The 17,703-nt window shown below is 35.1% G+C and carries 9 protein-coding genes and 5 pseudogenes; 2 read left to right on the top strand and 12 right to left on the bottom strand.

All coding sequences use genetic code 11. From position 1 onward, the window contains the following. The first annotated feature begins 52 nt into the window (after nt 1-52). Complete coding sequence (locus PSR14_RS29755; RefSeq protein ID WP_406644251.1) at nt 53-1,492, top strand: hypothetical protein; 1,440 nt, start codon at nt 53-55, stop codon at nt 1,490-1,492. A 326-nt stretch (nt 1,493-1,818) separates the two neighbouring features. On the opposite strand, the pseudogene PSR14_RS29750 reads toward PSR14_RS29755, so the two are convergent. The 9 genes and pseudogenes from PSR14_RS29750 to PSR14_RS29710 all read right to left on the bottom strand — a co-directional run. Continuing rightward, nucleotides 1,819-2,554: pseudogene (locus PSR14_RS29750) on the bottom strand (GH25 family lysozyme). Continuing rightward, nucleotides 2,554-2,980: pseudogene (locus PSR14_RS29745) on the bottom strand (holin family protein). The pseudogenes PSR14_RS29750 and PSR14_RS29745 overlap by 1 nt, the downstream one beginning before the upstream one ends. Nucleotides 2,981-3,057: 77 nt before the next feature. Further along, nucleotides 3,058-3,282 (bottom strand): hypothetical protein, encoded by a 225-nt coding sequence (locus PSR14_RS29740; RefSeq protein ID WP_098213626.1) that lies wholly within the window; start codon nt 3,280-3,282, stop codon nt 3,058-3,060. Between the two features lie 123 nt (nt 3,283-3,405). Continuing rightward, a pseudogene (locus PSR14_RS29735) lies at nt 3,406-3,772 on the bottom strand (hypothetical protein). A gap of 15 nt (nt 3,773-3,787) precedes the next feature. Then, nucleotides 3,788-5,091 (bottom strand): annotated as a pseudogene (locus PSR14_RS29730) (hypothetical protein); the annotation flags it as partial. 445 nt (nt 5,092-5,536) lie between these two features. Next, complete coding sequence (locus tag PSR14_RS29725) at nt 5,537-5,791, bottom strand: hypothetical protein (RefSeq protein ID WP_392355916.1); 255 nt, start codon at nt 5,789-5,791, stop codon at nt 5,537-5,539. A gap of 1,559 nt (nt 5,792-7,350) precedes the next feature. Next, nucleotides 7,351-8,265 carry a glycosyltransferase family 2 protein gene (locus PSR14_RS29720; RefSeq protein WP_262727207.1) on the bottom strand — a complete coding sequence of 305 codons (915 nt, stop codon included), beginning with the start codon at nt 8,263-8,265 and terminating at the stop codon, nt 7,351-7,353. Next, entirely contained in the window at nt 8,247-9,356 is a 1,110-nt protein-coding gene (locus PSR14_RS29715; protein ID WP_262727208.1) for a polysaccharide pyruvyl transferase family protein, read from the bottom strand. The genes PSR14_RS29720 and PSR14_RS29715 overlap by 19 nt, the downstream gene beginning before the upstream one ends. A gap of 195 nt (nt 9,357-9,551) precedes the next feature. Further along, nucleotides 9,552-9,929, bottom strand: a pseudogene (locus PSR14_RS29710) (RNA-guided endonuclease TnpB family protein); the annotation flags it as partial. A 946-nt stretch (nt 9,930-10,875) separates the two neighbouring features. On the opposite strand from PSR14_RS29710, the gene PSR14_RS29705 reads away from it, so the two are divergent. Beyond that, entirely contained in the window at nt 10,876-11,109 is a 234-nt protein-coding gene (locus PSR14_RS29705) for a DNA-binding protein (RefSeq protein WP_262727209.1), read from the top strand. Between the two features lie 330 nt (nt 11,110-11,439). Here PSR14_RS29705 and PSR14_RS29700 read toward each other — a convergent pair whose 3' ends face one another. The 3 genes from PSR14_RS29700 to PSR14_RS29690 all read right to left on the bottom strand — a co-directional run bounded on the left by PSR14_RS29700 (nt 11,440) and on the right by PSR14_RS29690 (nt 17,689). Next, a complete protein-coding gene (locus PSR14_RS29700) occupies nt 11,440-15,831 on the bottom strand; it encodes an insecticidal delta-endotoxin Cry8Ea1 family protein (protein ID WP_392355915.1) in 4,392 nt (1,463 codons plus the stop codon). A 134-nt stretch (nt 15,832-15,965) separates the two neighbouring features. After that, the gene (locus tag PSR14_RS29695; protein WP_176543367.1) at nt 15,966-16,118 is read right to left on the bottom strand and encodes a hypothetical protein; all 153 of its coding nucleotides are present in this window, start codon (nt 16,116-16,118) and stop codon (nt 15,966-15,968) included. A gap of 122 nt (nt 16,119-16,240) precedes the next feature. Further along, nucleotides 16,241-17,689, bottom strand: a complete 1,449-nt coding sequence (locus PSR14_RS29690; protein WP_392355914.1) for a hypothetical protein — start codon at nt 17,687-17,689, stop codon at nt 16,241-16,243. Nucleotides 17,690-17,703 lie beyond the last annotated feature (14 nt).

Below are 17,703 nucleotides of genomic sequence, written 5' to 3'. Positions count from 1 at the left end.
TGTAATGACAATATCACATGTAGTCAATCCCATTTTCACCAAACAGGAACAGTTGGACCAAATCACAAACAGTGTCAACAATCTTTTTTCATCTAGCAGTTCTTCGTTATCACAAGGTGTCTCGGATTATTGGATCGATCAGGTTTTACTAAAAGTAAATGCATTATCCGATAGGATATTTCCAGCGCAAAAAGAACAACTGCACCAACGTCTCGCGCAAGCCAAACAAATCAGTAAAGCTCGTAATCTATTAGTTGGAGGGAATTTTGAAACACTGGAAAGATGGAAATTGAGTCAAAATGCTGTTCTTGTATCAGACCATGAACTCTTTCAAGGCTATCATCTAGAATTGCCACCTGCAATTGATCCCGTAAAACATCCTTCTTATGCGTATCAAATAATAGCTGAAAATAAATTAAAAGCCAATACACGTTACTATGTATCAGGTTTTATCGCACAAGGCTACCAACTTGAAATCATGGTATCACGTTATGGTCAAGAGCACTCACAAATTGTATATGTACCAGCTGAAATGGCGAAACCAATTTCTGCAGATACAGAGCCTAATTGTTGCACTCCTCATCCATGTAGTTGTGCAGCATGTAATGAAGAAGACATAGATTCGCATTTTTTCCAAATCCCTATCGATGTAAAAAATTTATACCACTCCCAAAGCCCAGGAATTGAAATTGGTTTTAAAATAACAAGTACAGAAGGATTTGCAAAACTTAGTAATATAGAAGTTTTTGAAGGTCGTCCCCTAACTGCAGCAGAACAGCGAAAAGTATTACGTCTAGAAAATGATTGGAAAGAAGAGCAGCAAACCAAGCAGACCGAACACGCTCAGTTTATACAACAAATTCAACAGCGCTTCAATATGCTATACACAACACCAGAACATCATACATTACGGACAGAAACGAGCTACCAACAATTACTAGAAACTACGATTCCCCCTTTTCACAATATATATCATTGGTTTATGCCAGATGTGCCCGATTCTGATTATGCATTTTACTATGATTTACAACAAAAATTAGAACGCGGGTGGGACCAATACTTTTCTCGAAACCTCTTAGAAAATGGAGATTTCTTAGAACCTCTTGATGACTCTTGGTACAAACAAGGAACCGTTTCACTTCAAACTATCAATCAAAATACGATGTTACGTTTACAACATTGGGATTCTTTGATACGCACAAACGTATCCTTACCAGTTGTCAATGAAGATGCCGAATATGTAATCCGAGTAATTGGAAAGGGAACAGGAAGTGTGCTCATCCAAAATGGAAATACAACTAACAAACTTGTGTTTACAAATTCAAGACAAATGGAAACAAAGGAATTCTATCTACAACCCGAAGGGGCACAAATTTCGCTGACTATACGTTCCGATACAAATGAGTTTCTCGTGAATACAGTCGAAATCATTCTAATTAATGATGGTTCAGAAAAAGATCAGGGACCAGGTATGTTTCCGACTATGAACTAAAGCATGAGTCATACACCAATATTAGTACGAACCTAAACATGAATAATATTTAGCAAAATGGGTGCAGGTGTTGACTTGCACCTATCTTTTAGCAAACACCTTCTTATTTTCTAACTCAAAATCACTTATTCATTATTTTACATCCAACAAACCATCTTCGTTTCTTTAATTGTTCATCCTTGCAATGAACTTATATATTTAAAGTCTGCTACACTTGCATCCAAGCTCCTTTTTTATTCCTCTATTTTTAATATACACATAGCCCCCCCTTTAGTTGTTGGGTCATATGTCTGTTGGATTGTTTATTTTTTAATGTACTCATACCATCAGTTTCTTCCATCCATCCAAGCTATAATCCTATCAAGCTCGCTATTAGGTAATACTTCAGTTTGTAAATAATCTAAACTAGTTAATGGATCAGAGACAACCTTCCCTCTTGCTCCATGCTCATTCATAGCATTTACGGCTTCCCGAACTAATAAAATACCAAAACCACCAGATTTAACATATTGATAGCCGCCATTGGCAATAACTTGTTCTTGTTGTTTTTCTCCTGTAAACCAAGATAATGATTCACTACCAATCAATTGGTTCAAATCACACTTACCGATACCAGGTACGTTACCTATCTCTGTATATTGCCAGATATCACATGAATAAGCTGGCTTATTACCGCCATAACGAGGAATCCAAACAAAGTCAGCTTTTACATTTGCCCTACCAAACGGAACATACATATGATAACCAACATATAAGCCAACTTTCTGAGCACCTAATCGGCGTAGTTCATCAATAAATGCTTGTGTGCCCGCTCTCATATCATTCATTGTTTTTACTTCAACATCTGCAACCCATACTGTCACGCTCTTGTCTCCACAGTTCCAGAAGTCACGAGCTTCTATTCTTGCATCATTTTCAGAAACGAAACGACAGAATGCATAGTTACCAAAATGAATACCATGTTGCTTCATGGCTTGTACATATCCTTTATACAATGTATTACTTTGCTATAGGCCCGTTAATGTCACCATTCCATTTTGGAATATCAATAATTGGTCCCATTACTTAACATCTCCTTTTCTATCTTCTTGTTTTTGTTTACCGCCTAAAATCTCAACTGCATTTGTTAAAGCTTGTGGAAGTGTAATACCCATTCGTCCGGCATTTTCTAAAAGTGAAAGTAATTCATTACCCATGAAGAAGAAAATTGTTGCTTCACGAATAGCGCTATTACTTCCTAACGCTGCATCTAATTGAGCTTCCGCTCCGACCAAAAGAAAAAAGCACCACCTTTTTGGCGATGCCTTTGAAACCAACTTTACTTTTTAATTCTCCGTTATATCCTGCTGCAATCATGCCAGTTAGACAATCAATAACTGCCATCGTTACTAGGATTTTCAATGTTACATCCCCTACTCCCAAGAAATACCTACAAAAGCCACCGAATGTAGCTATAAATGCTTTTATTAATACATCAATACGATCCATCTTTTCATCTCCTTATTTATAATAAAAAAAGAGAGACTCTTGTTCCTCTCTCAATAAGTACTTTTATTTTAAGATATTTAAATCATCCCTTTTAATATTAAACCCAAGACTGACATAGTGATTGCGCTAATAATAATTCGTAAAATCCAAGTTGTATTCATACTAATCTTTTCTAATTGCTTATTAATTATGGTGATGTCTTTTTCATTAATTGTTGTGCGAGTTTCTAAATTACGAATATCTCGCATAATTTCTTTTTGTTCTGCTTTTAAGCTGTCGATTTTCACATATACATCTTCCAATATATTCACCACCTCTTAAAATCTTAATAAAGTAATCCCTATATGATATGAGACAACCTTATTTATGGTGAAGACTTCACAGAAATTTCAAAGCAACGTATTTTGTACAAAATAAAAACCAGCTTATAGCTGTCCTTTCTCTATTTGCATTACGTTGTCATTAGTTGGTGGTTCTTGTGATGGATAATTCCCAGTAAGTGATGTATAACACTCTTGGCAAATATTTTTTACGAAAATCCCATATCTAGTTCATACAGACACGCTCCACGTTGACATATTTCACACAGCGTAGCAATCCGAACCTTTACTGTCCCATCCATTTTTTTCTATACTTCAACCCTGCTAACACCGTTTAGAAGCCCTGCCTTATGTAACATTTCAGCAGGTATTTGAACAAAAATCCCTGTATCTGTACGCTCTGCATCCACAACCCTCCCATAAAAGGAAAACTTTCACCTGATTGAAGTGGCATCATTTGGTTTTTATTCATTCTCACTTCTCCTTTCTATCCAAGTGCGTTAAATTTCCAATTACTTGGCGTACTCGCATAAAAAAACGATTCCCATATTACCGTCTGTAAAACGAATATGCCCCCATTGTTGAAATCCACCGCCACCTAAGTTAATTCCCTGCATGGCTCGTATATTCCGATATTTTTCCACTTCTTTTTCAGTACTTATATCAAACGTTTGTCCGTCTGGTGCTGGAGACATATTATTATTCACACCACCTACAGCAAGTCCGTTAAACAGCTAAATGCCAATGTCGTAACTTACGTTGTCTCGGAATTTAACGCAGCATACTTGTAAACGCGGCTTCCCTGTTTTACGTATCCCATTTATCATTGCTGTTCTAAAATGAGCAGATACTGTGTATTCTTTTCTATTACGACATTTCCCTATGACTTCCAAGTAAGACCATATCCACCTTCAAATCCATAATAATCGTTATGTCCGATATTTTTCTTTGTAACACTAGAAAAGTCTGGATCTGCTATTAGGTTTCGTCTTGGAATAGGAAGTCTAGCATTTTAACAGTTACACCATCTTTATCAATCGTTATTTTATCACCGTTAAGTCTAATAAGATTTGTATCAATACCTTTTGCAGTTAACCATTTCACCATTGTATCGGCACTAATATTCAATTTCTTAGCATCGATTGTAATCTTACCAGGTGACATATTAATAGAAGTAATAATACTGTCTTTTAAAATTTGTGCTAGTATCCCTTCATCTAACACTTCTAACCTAGATCCTGTTTTGGTTACATAGAAGCTTTATAAGTCTCATTTATAAACAGTTCTTGTTTGCCAGAGATGATTGAAACGCCTTTTCAGTAGCTATTTTACCACGCTACAACATAGGTAACGCAATCCACAACGTTCCATTTCTTCTCATCCATGGTTTATAACACGCTTTAATAACTCCAACTGGAACTGTTCCAGCAATAACAACTCTAATCCAATTAGAATTCGCAGTTACGTCTATCGTTTGATGAAGGCTATACCATTTATCTTCATTCAATCCAGTCGCATGTAATTTAGCAGTTGTATAGCCTCTGTATGTTACAGAAGAGTCAATAAAAGTACTATTACCATTTTGTGACCAGTATTTGAAGCCTTGAACGAATGAAACATTTCGTAAATCATTTATAGAACCCAATCCTCAACATCTTTCTTTTTCATTGTTAACTTCAACGCTTCAGAAAGTTGACCTATTGTTGTAGTAGCCTCACTAATCGTCTTTCCTTGCGCAGTTTGTGTTTCCTGTAATTTCTTAACACTTGCAGTTGTTCCTTCTACATTTTTTCTACAATATTGGGGTTCATCTGGTATAGAACAGTATATATTTATAAAAAAATTAACAATATATTATCCACCCATTCTAACACTATAAATTAGTGGATAAGTGAATCAGAAGAACTAATAAAAACTGATTTTACTAAAAATGTATCATCCCTACCGATATAAACGGTATAATATAAAATTATTCAAGCAGGTCAACAAAATAATATATATAGGTAACACTATCTATATCCCTGTAAAAAAACAACTCTGCTGATACTTCCTTAAAGAAATCAATTATAAAATTGCCCTCCCGTTACAGTACAAACTCCTAACTCTTGAAACAAATTACAAATGACGTATTTAAAATACATAATTGTATTTTATCCACACGAATACATGCTTCTTTAGAGAATCTTTTACCTATTGAATTCAAAAACTCCTTTTTATCGCCTAACTTGGTGTCTTCTCATTTTTTTGTAACCAAGCCATTTTTTAAATTTTTTCTCCAAACAGATTTATGAAAATCGGTATGAGAAATCCAATATTTTGATTCATGAGAGCCGATAAACTCATGAATTATGGGGTGCCAAACAATAAGGTAAATTTCACCTTCATATTCTATTTCATCAAATTGACGTAATAATCTCCCGAATTTATCATGCTGACTAGTAGAAATGGTTCCTTTTTCTAAAATATCTTTAAATGTTTTCAAAAATATCATCCTCCTTGGGGTAGATATATATATTAAAATTTTAGTTACAATTAATTTTTCTTATCGTTTTAAGTTGCGATACAAATACATATTTAAATCGTTTCAAATATATATAAAATACGTATACATTAAACATGATATTCAACAAATTACAAAAAAGATGTATTTTTTATAAGTGAATTCATCTTTTTCATGAACCATTGTTCTGAATAAAAAATGGTTTAAAAAACCTAAAAAGAGTTATATTTTTGCTAAAAAAGCATAGATATAAAAAAAGAGGAACTTCTTTGCAAAAATAGTCCTATTTTTATGGAATATGACATACATATATATTGCAACACTTGTTGATACACCGCAATAGTACTGACAAGTGTTGCATAACACAATTCTTGAAAAGAAGAACGTAATTTGCATAAATTAGTCGAAAAGGTTTATTATTTTCGACTAATTTTATAGAGTCTGTACTTTATATTTCATTTAAAAATTTTCTTTTATCCGTCATGATTAATTTGGATAAAAATCATTCGTAGTCAATAGTACTAGTCTCTTAAATTTCATGGTAATACAAGGGAAAAAAACTAACTTAAAGTGAACAATAAATGATGGTTAATACACTTAATTTTACCTATTCTGCATAATAAGAAAAACACATAAAAAAGTGAACTATAAGTTATAACAAATAATTGATATAACTTATAGTTCATTCAGAGTATTCAATGTAAATTCGCGCTTTTGGAACTATATCGACTATATACACTAAAATTCCAAGCAAGTAATACATGCGTATATAACACTTTATAAATTTGACGTTTTTAAAAAAGAAAATTCAAAATGTTTTTGCTATTTACACCAAATGAAACTATCTATTATAATGAATTATAATAGATAGTTTCCATATAACGTTCCCCTAAAAAAGCTAACCATTTTGGTTAGCTTTTTTACTTTCTAAGCTAGTTACATAGCTGTAACTAGCTTAGAAAGTAAAAAATAGGAAGTACATACTTAAATCAATATTAACCAGAGCAAGTCTTAGCATTTGTAAATAGAAAAAAGTTTATTTAATAGATAGTTTTATTTTTGTGGTTATTTTAACCTATTAATTGCATCTATAAAATAGTCAGATTTTGACCCATATAGAAACTAAAATATCTAGTTTTCTATTACTCTTTCCGAGGAATCGATAATTAGATATACAAAAATATTTAAATATATAAAATAAATAGTCTTATTCTTAAGTATATAAAGAATCAATATACCTTATATGTGCTTATAATTTAAGAAATTCTTTATGATAAAATCGTTTTGACTTAAAAATAAACTTAATTTATTTTCCTACATTTTAATTTGAAAATCATATAGTAAAGAGAATTACCATATTAATCTTTTAACTTTGATATTCATATACATTCCTTTAATTTTGTTACAAATCTCCAAAAACTCTCTTTTATAAAATGTACTTGCCGTTTAATCAGGTATAAATTCTTTCCGCTATACATCGTATATCAAAAAAGTTTACTAGCTACTATATGATCCAAAACGACTTTTAAAACATTAACAAAAAAATTAATTCATTTCTTTATTATAAACTTCATACATTTTTTAAAATAATACGATACTAACAACTGAGTCTTCCATCTAACAAACTGTTTTGTATCACATTTAGCAATAATATTTTTGGCGATTGTTAGTTCATTTGCTTGTAATAATCTTTTTGAAAAGTCTAATTGTAATTTAGCTAAATATTCTTTTAGATAAAAATCATTTTCTTTGGAAGTTAGTTTGAGGGTATTTTCAATGGTTTTTATAATTGGATAAGGATCTTTTAGTGTTAAATTTGTACAGAGACTGTAAGGTAATCCTCTATAATAAGTAGATTGTACGGTATTACTATATATAATAGGATATTTTTGCGCAATACGAAACCACATATCTTGATCTTCCCCTAGCTGTGATCCAATGGGGAAAGTTCCAATATTCTTGAATACAGATTTAGGAATTGCAATAGCTGAAGAAATCAAAGGTAAATCTCCCAAAACAGAATGAATATAATGTGAAATTCTCCCCTCCCATGGAGACGAGGGGATATTTTTTAATACGGGATGTATTTTTTTCCCGTTTTTTAAAATGATTTCATAACATGTAGCGTATACACCACTATCAGGGTATTTCTTCCTTAATTTAAAGATTGTTTTTAAAAAGGTGGGCTTCCACTCATCATCAGCATCTAAAAATGCAATAATATCTGCCTGTGCCATTTCAATTCCTCTATTTCGTGCAACTGAAACCCCCATATGATACTGATGTATTAATTTTATTCTTGAATCTTTAAAACTTCTTACAATATCACAACTTTTATCTTTAGAACCATCATCAATAATAATAATTTCAAACTGTTGAATAGTTTGATTAAGAATCGATTTAATAGCTCTCGCAATATATTTTTCCTTATTATATAACGGAATAACTATTGAAATATGGCACATTTTGCTCCCTCCCAGTTTTGTAATGCTAATTGTTCAGCCTGTTCTATACTTAATTGTGGGTATTTATAATTACCATTAAAAATCTTGAGTATACGATTTAATAGCTCTTCTTCCTCAAATTTTATAGAATTAATAACAAATTCATCTGACGCACCTATTTGTTCTGCCCATCCCAAACATTTTGGATGATATGAAAAAATAATTGTAGGGGTTTGAGTCAAATATCCAAATATAGAACTATGCAAACGCATACCAATCAGGCATTTTAATGTTGCGATTTCCTTTATAGCATTGAGAGGATCAGGGTGATAAGGAATATATTTAATAGGTATATTTAAATTAAGATTTTGTATAACTTCTTTATGGATATTTGAATCGCCAAAAATTGGATGTCCATTAAAATCAATTATTACTATTTCTTCAATATCAGAAGACGGTAATTCGTTCAATACTTTAATTACCTTTCTAATTCTCCCTTCTTCTATACTCAGTTCACCATTAATGTACCTTTCATAATGACATAGCGCTAAACCTAGACCTTTTCTTTTTTTTGTGCTCAAATAATTAATCGGAAAACCCGATGATTTAAATATTAGTGGTGCCAAATCAAAAGTTTTTTCTACTTTTACATGTGGCGCCAAATCTTGAATGAGTTGAACACTATCATTATCTCTACAACCAATATATTTAAAGCTCTCTAATAATTTTCGACATGCGGTTTCAGCGCCACTATCTCTAAAAGGTCCAAATGAGACTCCTAAAGCAATAGCGTTACCTTTACTACTTAAGTCAATCAAATCTTTATCTCGAGTCATTTTATCTGTAGAATGAAATACAGATCCGCCACCAAAAACTATATACTTTGCAGTTATAGCATGATAATATAAATTCAGTAAATTTTCATTGCGAATCGCCTCTTCTTTTTTAAAAATTGCCGAGTAAGAAAATGCTTTATGCAATTCAGGAACAGTTGTAACTTGAATAGTGCTAGGGCTTAAGAATGTGCGACATCCCCATAATGCGCACATAAGTAAAAGGTCATCACCTGTATTTTTCTCTCCATAATATCCAGAAAGGAATACTTTATTCAAAGCTCTCCCCTCACTTTTCAGTATTTATCATTAATAATATATGATTCGTATTTAGGAAAATGATTTTTATATGCTGCTAAAATCCTTATTCAACTATTAATTGCCTAGGCATTTCTTTTTTTGAACTACCCCCACTTTCACTTCATTTAGAAGTGAGGGATTCCTAAATAAAGAGTTCTATCGAACTCTAATTGATTAGGCTATCCCCGCAGCCCTTGCGGTTAGAAGCCTTATCGCTTCATTCTTTAGATTGATACTTGCGTTAATATCCCTATCATGGTGTGTAAACCAAGAAGGACAGTCCCATTCACGTAGGTTTAGATTTTTAACGTCTTTATTTTGATATCCACAACAAGAACATAATTGGCTGGAAGCAAATGTTTTCGATACGACAATGACTTGTTTGCCATACCATTTTGCTTTATATTCCAACATGGTTCGAAACTGTGACCAAGACACCTCACTAATTGCTTTTGCTAACTTATGATTCTTTAATATATTCGATACTTGCAAATCCTCTATACCGATAACATCGTGGTTTTTGATGATTTCGGTTGAGATTTTGTCCAAGTAAAACTGGTTCTGGTGCAAACCTCGAATGCTTTCAAAATGTATACAAAAATATAAACTTAGTTTCAAACATTAGATGAATATTGCTTATTAAAATACGCGTTCTCGTTATAAATTTCCATTGATTTATTTTCAAAATTATCAAATATTCATTTTAGAATTAGTATCAGTTTATTTTTGCACCAGAACCCATTTTTTGAAACAGTTTGGTATTCATTTTGAGTCGAGATAAATAGTACGCTCCTTTTTGTTGAATACCCTCTAAATCGCTCAAACTAAAATAACCTAAATACCATACATAAAGATCTTATAAATCAACGGTAGGCTGAACTTCCTTTCCGTAATTCACATCATTTTCTTTCGCAGGTCCCAATGCAACATATAAAAATTAACCACTTAGCAAATCATATTCTAATTGTTTTTTCACTCCAGAAGCTTTTCCTCTTCCGCCTGAACCAGGATAAACAGCTGCGAGTTGATCTGAAATTTGAAATGTAATGGCATCTAAAATAGGAATACGCCGAAAGTATTCTGAAAAAGAAGAAAGTAGTGATATAGTGGCTAATAATGGTTTTTCAAGAGTTGCGAGAAAAGCTCACGCAAAAATTCTGCTGCTTTTTCGTTTAATCTTACATTTAGGCCTTCCAGACTCATAAGAACACCCGTTTCTAATTCTCCCCTCACATAGCCGTGTCAGAGAGTGCCTAGCAATATCTTGGCCCATTCCTATACATAAAGCGACTAACTCTTGTGCCCTAAAATTACTGGTACGTTGTACAAATTGTGTTTCTTTCGCTATATGCGTTAAAAAGTTGGATGAAAATACACATTGTATTTCCTTTGCAAGTAAACGGAAATTTTTAAAAAGAAACGATTTTTTCATGGATTCCCCTCTATTTTTTTATCTTTATTTTATACAATGAAGCTAAAAAAATAGAGATGAAAAACTATGTATCCATTAGGTTCAGAAAATCATCCGATTATGATAAAAGTCAGAACAAGAGCACAAGCAGAAAAAATAGCAACAATTTGTGATGCATATGATTTGTATTACATTATTAGTTCCGAATTACATGAGGATCTAACAGTTTTGCAAAAAGCGATTAAAGGACGCACACATCCAATTGATATATATGATACATGTGCTTGTAATAGTGGGAAAAGTATACATTTTGTTGTATGAACAAAGAAATAGAATTATATATAAGAGAGGCCCCTATTTTATTCAGTTTGGGGGTATTTTGTTTTCCTTAGCTTGATCACGATATTGCCGTACCCCTTATATATAAACGTAATGTTAATACAATACTATCTGGTTGATAATATACTTCCATTTGAACCTCTTTTGTAAAGTAATAATATTATACCATCCTAAATTCACCAATCTGTTGCACAAGAATTATATTTTTACACCAGAACCATACGTTTAAATACCGGAAGAAGGTGCGCACTAATACTTATAGGAAAAGGGCAAGTGGACTACAAACATCCTTGCCCTTTATTTTCCTTCTATTTACATTTCCGTCATTTCAATCAGTTCAATGCTATCAATTGTCAATCCACCATCTTCAGATGTAATTTCGATTTCAATCTCTGCCGTTTCAAATGTCAAATAGGATAGTTCTTGTTTTTGCATGTTTTTTTGAGAAAATACCATAGTTTCTACCTGTTCTCCTGTTGTTCCATGTTGGATAGTAATTTTTCCTTTCCCTTTTCCGCGTACACGAAGTGTATATTCTGTATCTTCATCAAAATTTGTAATTTGAACGTTTTGTGCGGCACTAGAATCCCAATGCGGAAGGAATAAGGCTTTATTTTCTCCTGATACCAATTGAATAGTTGCGCCTCCCTCTACCGTCCAGTTCATTAATTCATTCGTAAAGCTACCATTGTGAATGAGATTTTGACTCTCTAACAGATTCATTGCGCGAGTCAGTGCTTGTTGCATTTGCTCGGTAATCGAACGATGTTCTCCTTCACGATCTGTCATAAACCAATGTCTTTGTTTTGGTAAATCTGGTATCGTAATCGCATGAATGTCCGCTTCTACTATATGTGGTCGAACCAAACCATTCCAATCGTTATTCACATATAAAGCGTTGATTTGATCGATAACGGGTTGCAGTTTTGCTGTTACATCTGCACGTTCTTGCTCCCATTCTTTTTTCCATTTCGTCTCTACTTTCTGCACTTTTCGTATTTCACTCGCTGTTAGCGGACGTTCTTCTCGTATTTCGAGATTCCCAATGCGAGCCAATCCGAGGGTGTTTGCCGCTGTTTCTCCGATACGAAGACCAAGCGAAATCCCGAGGTTCGCTTCGGTTTGTAAGGCACCGACATCGATGTTGTAGTGGAAGAAATGCGAATCCGGTGTCTCACCGTTACACGAAGAAGGTGTTCCTGGCTGACAACAGTTTGGCGTTGGCTCCGCCGTAATCGGATGCGCTTCTTCATACGGAACATGCAGAGTTTTCTCGATTTCTTTTCCATAACGAGATACCACAACCTCTAACGGATCCCCTTGTGCCACAAATCCAGAGACAGTATACCGTGTATATGATTTTAATTTAGCTTCGTCAATTTTTTGATACGCATACGAAGGAGAAAGTACCGTTGGTGGTGGCAATAAAAGGTGTTCCCCTTTAAATAAATCCCCATCTTCTCTTCGGATTACCTTTTTTCCGAGTTGCCATGCATCAAGCGTATCGAAACTGCCCCCTACGAGTAGATTCCGTTTTTTACTGAGTTGTTTCGCTTTATTGACTAATTTACGTAACGCTTTTTTCTCTTTTCCGAACACTTCGTCGGATAACGCATCTACTTTCAGCACGACTTGATCAATTTGATAATCGCTGATATCACTAGCGAGGTTTTTTTGCGTGTTAGATGTAAATAGAGCGTTGACTTGATTTGTGATGGAACTTAGATCTTGTTGGTCTATGAAATAATTGTTCGTTTTTTTCATTCCATATTGTCCTGTAATGGATAGCGCTATAGAAGTTTGGTAACCCTTCACCGTTATAGCATCAAATTCACGGTTACATTCCACACTACCAGTGTTCACTATAAATCTATCTACCCGTTCTCCGTTTTTCCAAAATATAATGTCAACAAAACTCTTGTTACGAACAACATTAGGCTTAGAGTTATCAGCAACAACAACATCAAACCTAGCAAAGTTCCCTATCCCATCGCCATTCCCTTTGATATAGATGTTGGTATAATCATTTAGGTTTAATTGTTCATCTACACTATAAGAAGGATTAAGAGGCGGTGGATTCAAAGGTTGTATGCCATAATCTCCTTTAATTTCAAGCTTAATATTCGGTCCGAAGTGTACTAAATCGTCTGATGAGAACGAAACCGTATCAAACACAACATCCTCCACTCTCACATAACCTTCCAGTAACAAAAATTCTTTTATCATTTGTCCATGCTTCCAAAATTGAATTTTCCCCCCGTAGAAACCCATACCGTCCTGATAAGGCGTTCCGTTTGGGTTAATCAAGTTGTATTGAATATATAAATCAGCATAATTTCCTCCTATCATTTTCCCTTGTCCCTTGATATAGAATGGCTGGGATGATCCGTGTGCTAGCGTATATGTTTCATCTATATGAGTGTTAGGTATTTCCTGCGTCGGTATAGATGAATCATAAGAAAGTTTTGCTACAATATCTACAACATTTGTGCCCGATAAATTTGTTGTGGAATGTATATCGATTCTATCGAAGGTTGTTGGGATTTGTTTGGTTACAAGTGTGTTTGCTGTTGGCGTTACAGTATCTACAAGTAGTCCTTTATAATAAAATTGGAATTCTACAGGGAAGGAATCGGATTCAGTTTGAAAAGCATAGGATAGCTTGATTGTATTATATACTGTATTTCCTTCATAAATGGTAATCGAATTAGTGTCATTTGGTATCGTAAAAGCTTGCGCGATAAACGTACCGGTTTGTACGGTATTAGAAGCTGCAGGAATAAACTCCACGCGATCTAAGAAAATGTCGGACGTCCCTTTATTCGTTAGCTGGATATGATCAATTGTTATACTAAATGTCCCCATATCCAAAGTATCTGTAATCAGTTGATTTCGATAGTAACCATTTTTTCCTGGAAAGTCATTGCTATTTGTGGCAGAAAAGGAAACTGTGTCAGAAAAAACAGAATTACCTGTACCTGTCTCTATGTTTACTACCATATCTACATTCGTGTTACAGGCATAATTCACACGCATCGTATATTGACCTTCCAGGACATTGAAAATGGGGACTGTAATCGTTTGACCTGGCGGAAGCTGTACCACATTCGACCCTGTCGTCCATTCTGGGACAACCCATCCTTGCTGTTCCCCAAATGATTCCAATGGAATGCCGATGACGGACAGATTTCCAGACGCATCAGGGGCAAGAAAGCCTAATGTAGTCGGATTTATCGGTGAGAACACCGTGACATATCCCCCAAAAGGAGTAGCTGGTTTGGATGAATCGTAAAGGGGATACAGCGTTCGAATTTTATAGCCGTTTGGCGCACGAAGCCAAGGCATAAAATCTGCCGGAAGATCGATTCGTGACCACGTCGTCAGCTGTTTAGAATTTGTCAGAAATTGGAATCCGAATATGGAATCAGAAGAACAGAGATCATACTTCGGATGGCCATTCGAGTCAAAACGAACCGCAGCGGCTGCACCAAATCCAATGAGGGGATCTACAGGATCAATAAATGGAAGAGAGTACTGCTGTCCCTTATCTTCTCCTCGTCTCCATACAGTTCCATTCCGATCTACCATTTGTATAAAGACGGGAGAACCGTACGTTTTGTCTGTGGATGTATCACTCTCAATGGCCGCAAGTTCCGGATCTTTTCGTATAACGCCGTTATCAGAAATAGGAAAGTCGAAATCACTTGGAAATGAGGACGGCATACAATACCCTGGTAAGATAGACGAAACGAATTGATGGTTGGTCGGTATATTTGTAGTAAGACCATATGGGTAAAGATCGGGATCAAATGTGGGGAACAATCTAGCCTTATCTAACGCATTAATTGTAAGGAATTGTATATATTGTTTTTGTTGTGAAAACGTTGCGGTATTGGAAGGTTTTAAATCATCGCCCCCCAATAAGGCTAATCCTTGTGTAAATCCCGCGTAGGCTTCTTGCGCATAGAGCTGAATGAATTTTTTGAGTGTGGCTTTTTTCGTCCCAATTACCTCTGCGTTATAGTGTTCAGGATCCCATGTAGAACCGTGCATAATCATATCTTTGTATAACTGCAAATGCATGGTAGCAAAACCACAAAAATAGGGCAGGCCTATCATAGCTTGTGCGGGATCCGTATAGAGTAAACTCGGCAAACGATCTGCCAAAATAGTATCCACGTTGTTGACAGCACTCATGAATTCTTGACGCATCTGAGACGTAATATGTTGGAATCCACCATATACATTCTGAATCTGCTCCATCGCCGTTTGATACGGGATGAGAGTAGCTCGTATGCCCGATACTTCCGCATTCATATGATCAAGTTCATCGGTAGTTAATGCTCTGCCAAGTGCATCTGCGATGAGAGGATTCAGCGCTTGAAACACATTACTTTGTACGTCACGCGTTGCAGGTATTTGATTCAGTCCTGAAAAATATAACCCAACTAAGGGGGAGAAAAGACCGGTTTCAGGTGTAGACATAGGCGCTAATCGTAAGGTACTGTCTACAAATGAGACATAGTCAATGGTTCCACTTGAAATATTTTGAAAAATCGTGTCGATGGCTTGTTGATATGTCCCTTGTTCGATGCCCGTTTTTAAGTTTTGTAAGAGGGATTCAGACGTAGCAGCCTCCGTCTCTAATCGTGCAGCCTGGAATTCAGCATCAGAACGGGGATATAAGTCTTCTATTCTTGTCATGTAAATCACCAACCTTTTTCGTAATAAAAACCAATCCCTAGATAATATATGCCCCTTTTTTGAGTCTGAAACATATAAAATTTGGGCGTTTGGGTTTTTGAATAAACGCCTCCGTTAGATACGCAATAGTGCCTTTATGAATGACTTTTCTTGCAACCACATCCTCTTTTTTTTGTATATCCTTGCTGAGCTAAAGAAGCAGGCGTAGTTTTGGAAGATTGTTGATCAGAATGAGCCTGGTTGGCAGAGGATGATTGCGGGGAAATGAGAATAGACTTTTTTTGCATGCGTATTGCCTCCCTTCCTGTGAGGTATAGAGTATATTTTTAGATTGGAGAGTTTGTCAGTATGCATGATAAGAAAAGGGCAAGTGGTCTACAAACATCCTCGCCCTTCATTTTCCTTTTATTTACATTCCTGTCATTTCAATCAGTTCAATGCTATCAATTGTCAATCCACCATCTTCAGATGTAATTTCAATTTCAATCTCTGCCGTTTCAAATGTCAAATAGGATAGTTCTTGTTTTTGCATGTTTTTTTGAGAAAATACCATAGTTTCTACCTGTTCTCCTGTTGTTCCATGTTGGAGGGTAATTTTCCCTTTTCCTTTTCCGCGTACGCGAAGTGTATATTCTGTATCTTCATCAAAATTTGTAATTTGAACGTTTTGTGCGGCACTAGAATCCCAATGCGGAAGGAATAAGGCTTTATTTTCTCCTGATACCAATTGAACTGTTGCGCCTCCCTCTACCGTCCAATTCATTACTCCATTCGTAAAGCTACCATTGTGAATGAGATTTTGACTCTCTAACAGATTCATTGCGCGAGTCAGTGCTTGTTGCATTTGCTCGGTAATCGAACGATGTTCTCCTTCACGATCTGTCATAAACCAATGTCTTTGTTTTGGTAAATCTGGTATTGTAATCGCATGAATGTCCGCTTCTACGATATGCGGTCGAACCAAACCATTCCAATCGTTATTCACATATAAAGCGTTGATTTGATCGATAACGGGTTGCAGTTTTGCTGTTACATCTGCACGTTCTTGCTCCCATTCTTTTTTCCATTTCGTCTCTACTTTCTGCACTTTTCGTATTTCACTCGCTGTTAGCGGACGTTCTTCTCGTATTTCAAAATTGCCCACTTTTGCAAAACCTGATGGATTTTCAATACGTATACCAAATTCGATACCTAGATTTATATCAGGCTGTAGGGAACCTATATCGATACTATAGCTAAAGAAATGCGAATGTTTGGTATTGTCATCACAAGATGGAGCTGCGAATGTTGGCATGCAACAATTTCCTGTTGCTTCTGAGGTAATAGGGAACGCTTCTTCGTATGGAACATGAAGTATTCGTTCAATTTCCTTTCCATAACGAGATACCATGATTTTTAGGAATTCCCCTTGAGCGATAAATCCAGAAATGTTATACCGTGTATTTGATTTTAGTTTAGATTCATCAATCCTTTGGTAGGCGTAAGATGGGAATAAGGATGGAGGTGGGAGTAATAGGTGTTCTCCTTTAAATAATTGTCCATCTTCTACCGTCCTAACGTTTCGTCCAAGAAACCATGCAGCAAGGTTGTCAAATCCTCCACTTACTAGTAAGTTACGAGATTTACTTAACTGTTTGGCTTTGTTTACGAATTTGCGTAATTCTTTTTTCTCTTTGCCAAATACATCATCAGATAATGCATCAATTTTTAAAACAACTTGATCAATCCAATAATCGGTGACAGTAGGAAGTAGTGTATCCATTGCTTGAGATGTGAATAGCTGATTTACTTGAGATGTAATTTTATTTAAGTCGTCCTTTTGTATAAAGATGGGATTAGCTATACGAATATCCTTCATTTGAATCCTCCTTC

It is taken from the genome of Bacillus sp. A01H (assembly GCF_045277205.1).
In the GTDB taxonomy this organism is placed as follows: domain Bacteria; phylum Bacillota; class Bacilli; order Bacillales; family Bacillaceae_G; genus Bacillus_A; species Bacillus_A paranthracis.
The sequence above is the reverse complement of the archived record's forward strand: the minus strand, read 5'-3'. Positions and strand labels throughout refer to the sequence as shown.

Coding starts and splice junctions, on each gene's coding strand:
- PSR14_RS29725 (WP_392355916.1), bottom strand. CDS start 5,791: ATGATATTTTTGAAAACATTTAAAGATATTTTAGAAAAAGGAACCATT.
- PSR14_RS29720 (WP_262727207.1), bottom strand. CDS start 8,265: ATGTGCCATATTTCAATAGTTATTCCGTTATATAATAAGGAAAAATAT.
- PSR14_RS29705 (WP_262727209.1), top strand. CDS start 10,876: ATGTATCCATTAGGTTCAGAAAATCATCCGATTATGATAAAAGTCAGA.
- PSR14_RS29700 (WP_392355915.1), bottom strand. CDS start 15,831: ATGACAAGAATAGAAGACTTATATCCCCGTTCTGATGCTGAATTCCAG.
- PSR14_RS29695 (WP_176543367.1), bottom strand. CDS start 16,118: ATGCAAAAAAAGTCTATTCTCATTTCCCCGCAATCATCCTCTGCCAAC.
- PSR14_RS29690 (WP_392355914.1), bottom strand. CDS start 17,689: ATGAAGGATATTCGTATAGCTAATCCCATCTTTATACAAAAGGACGAC.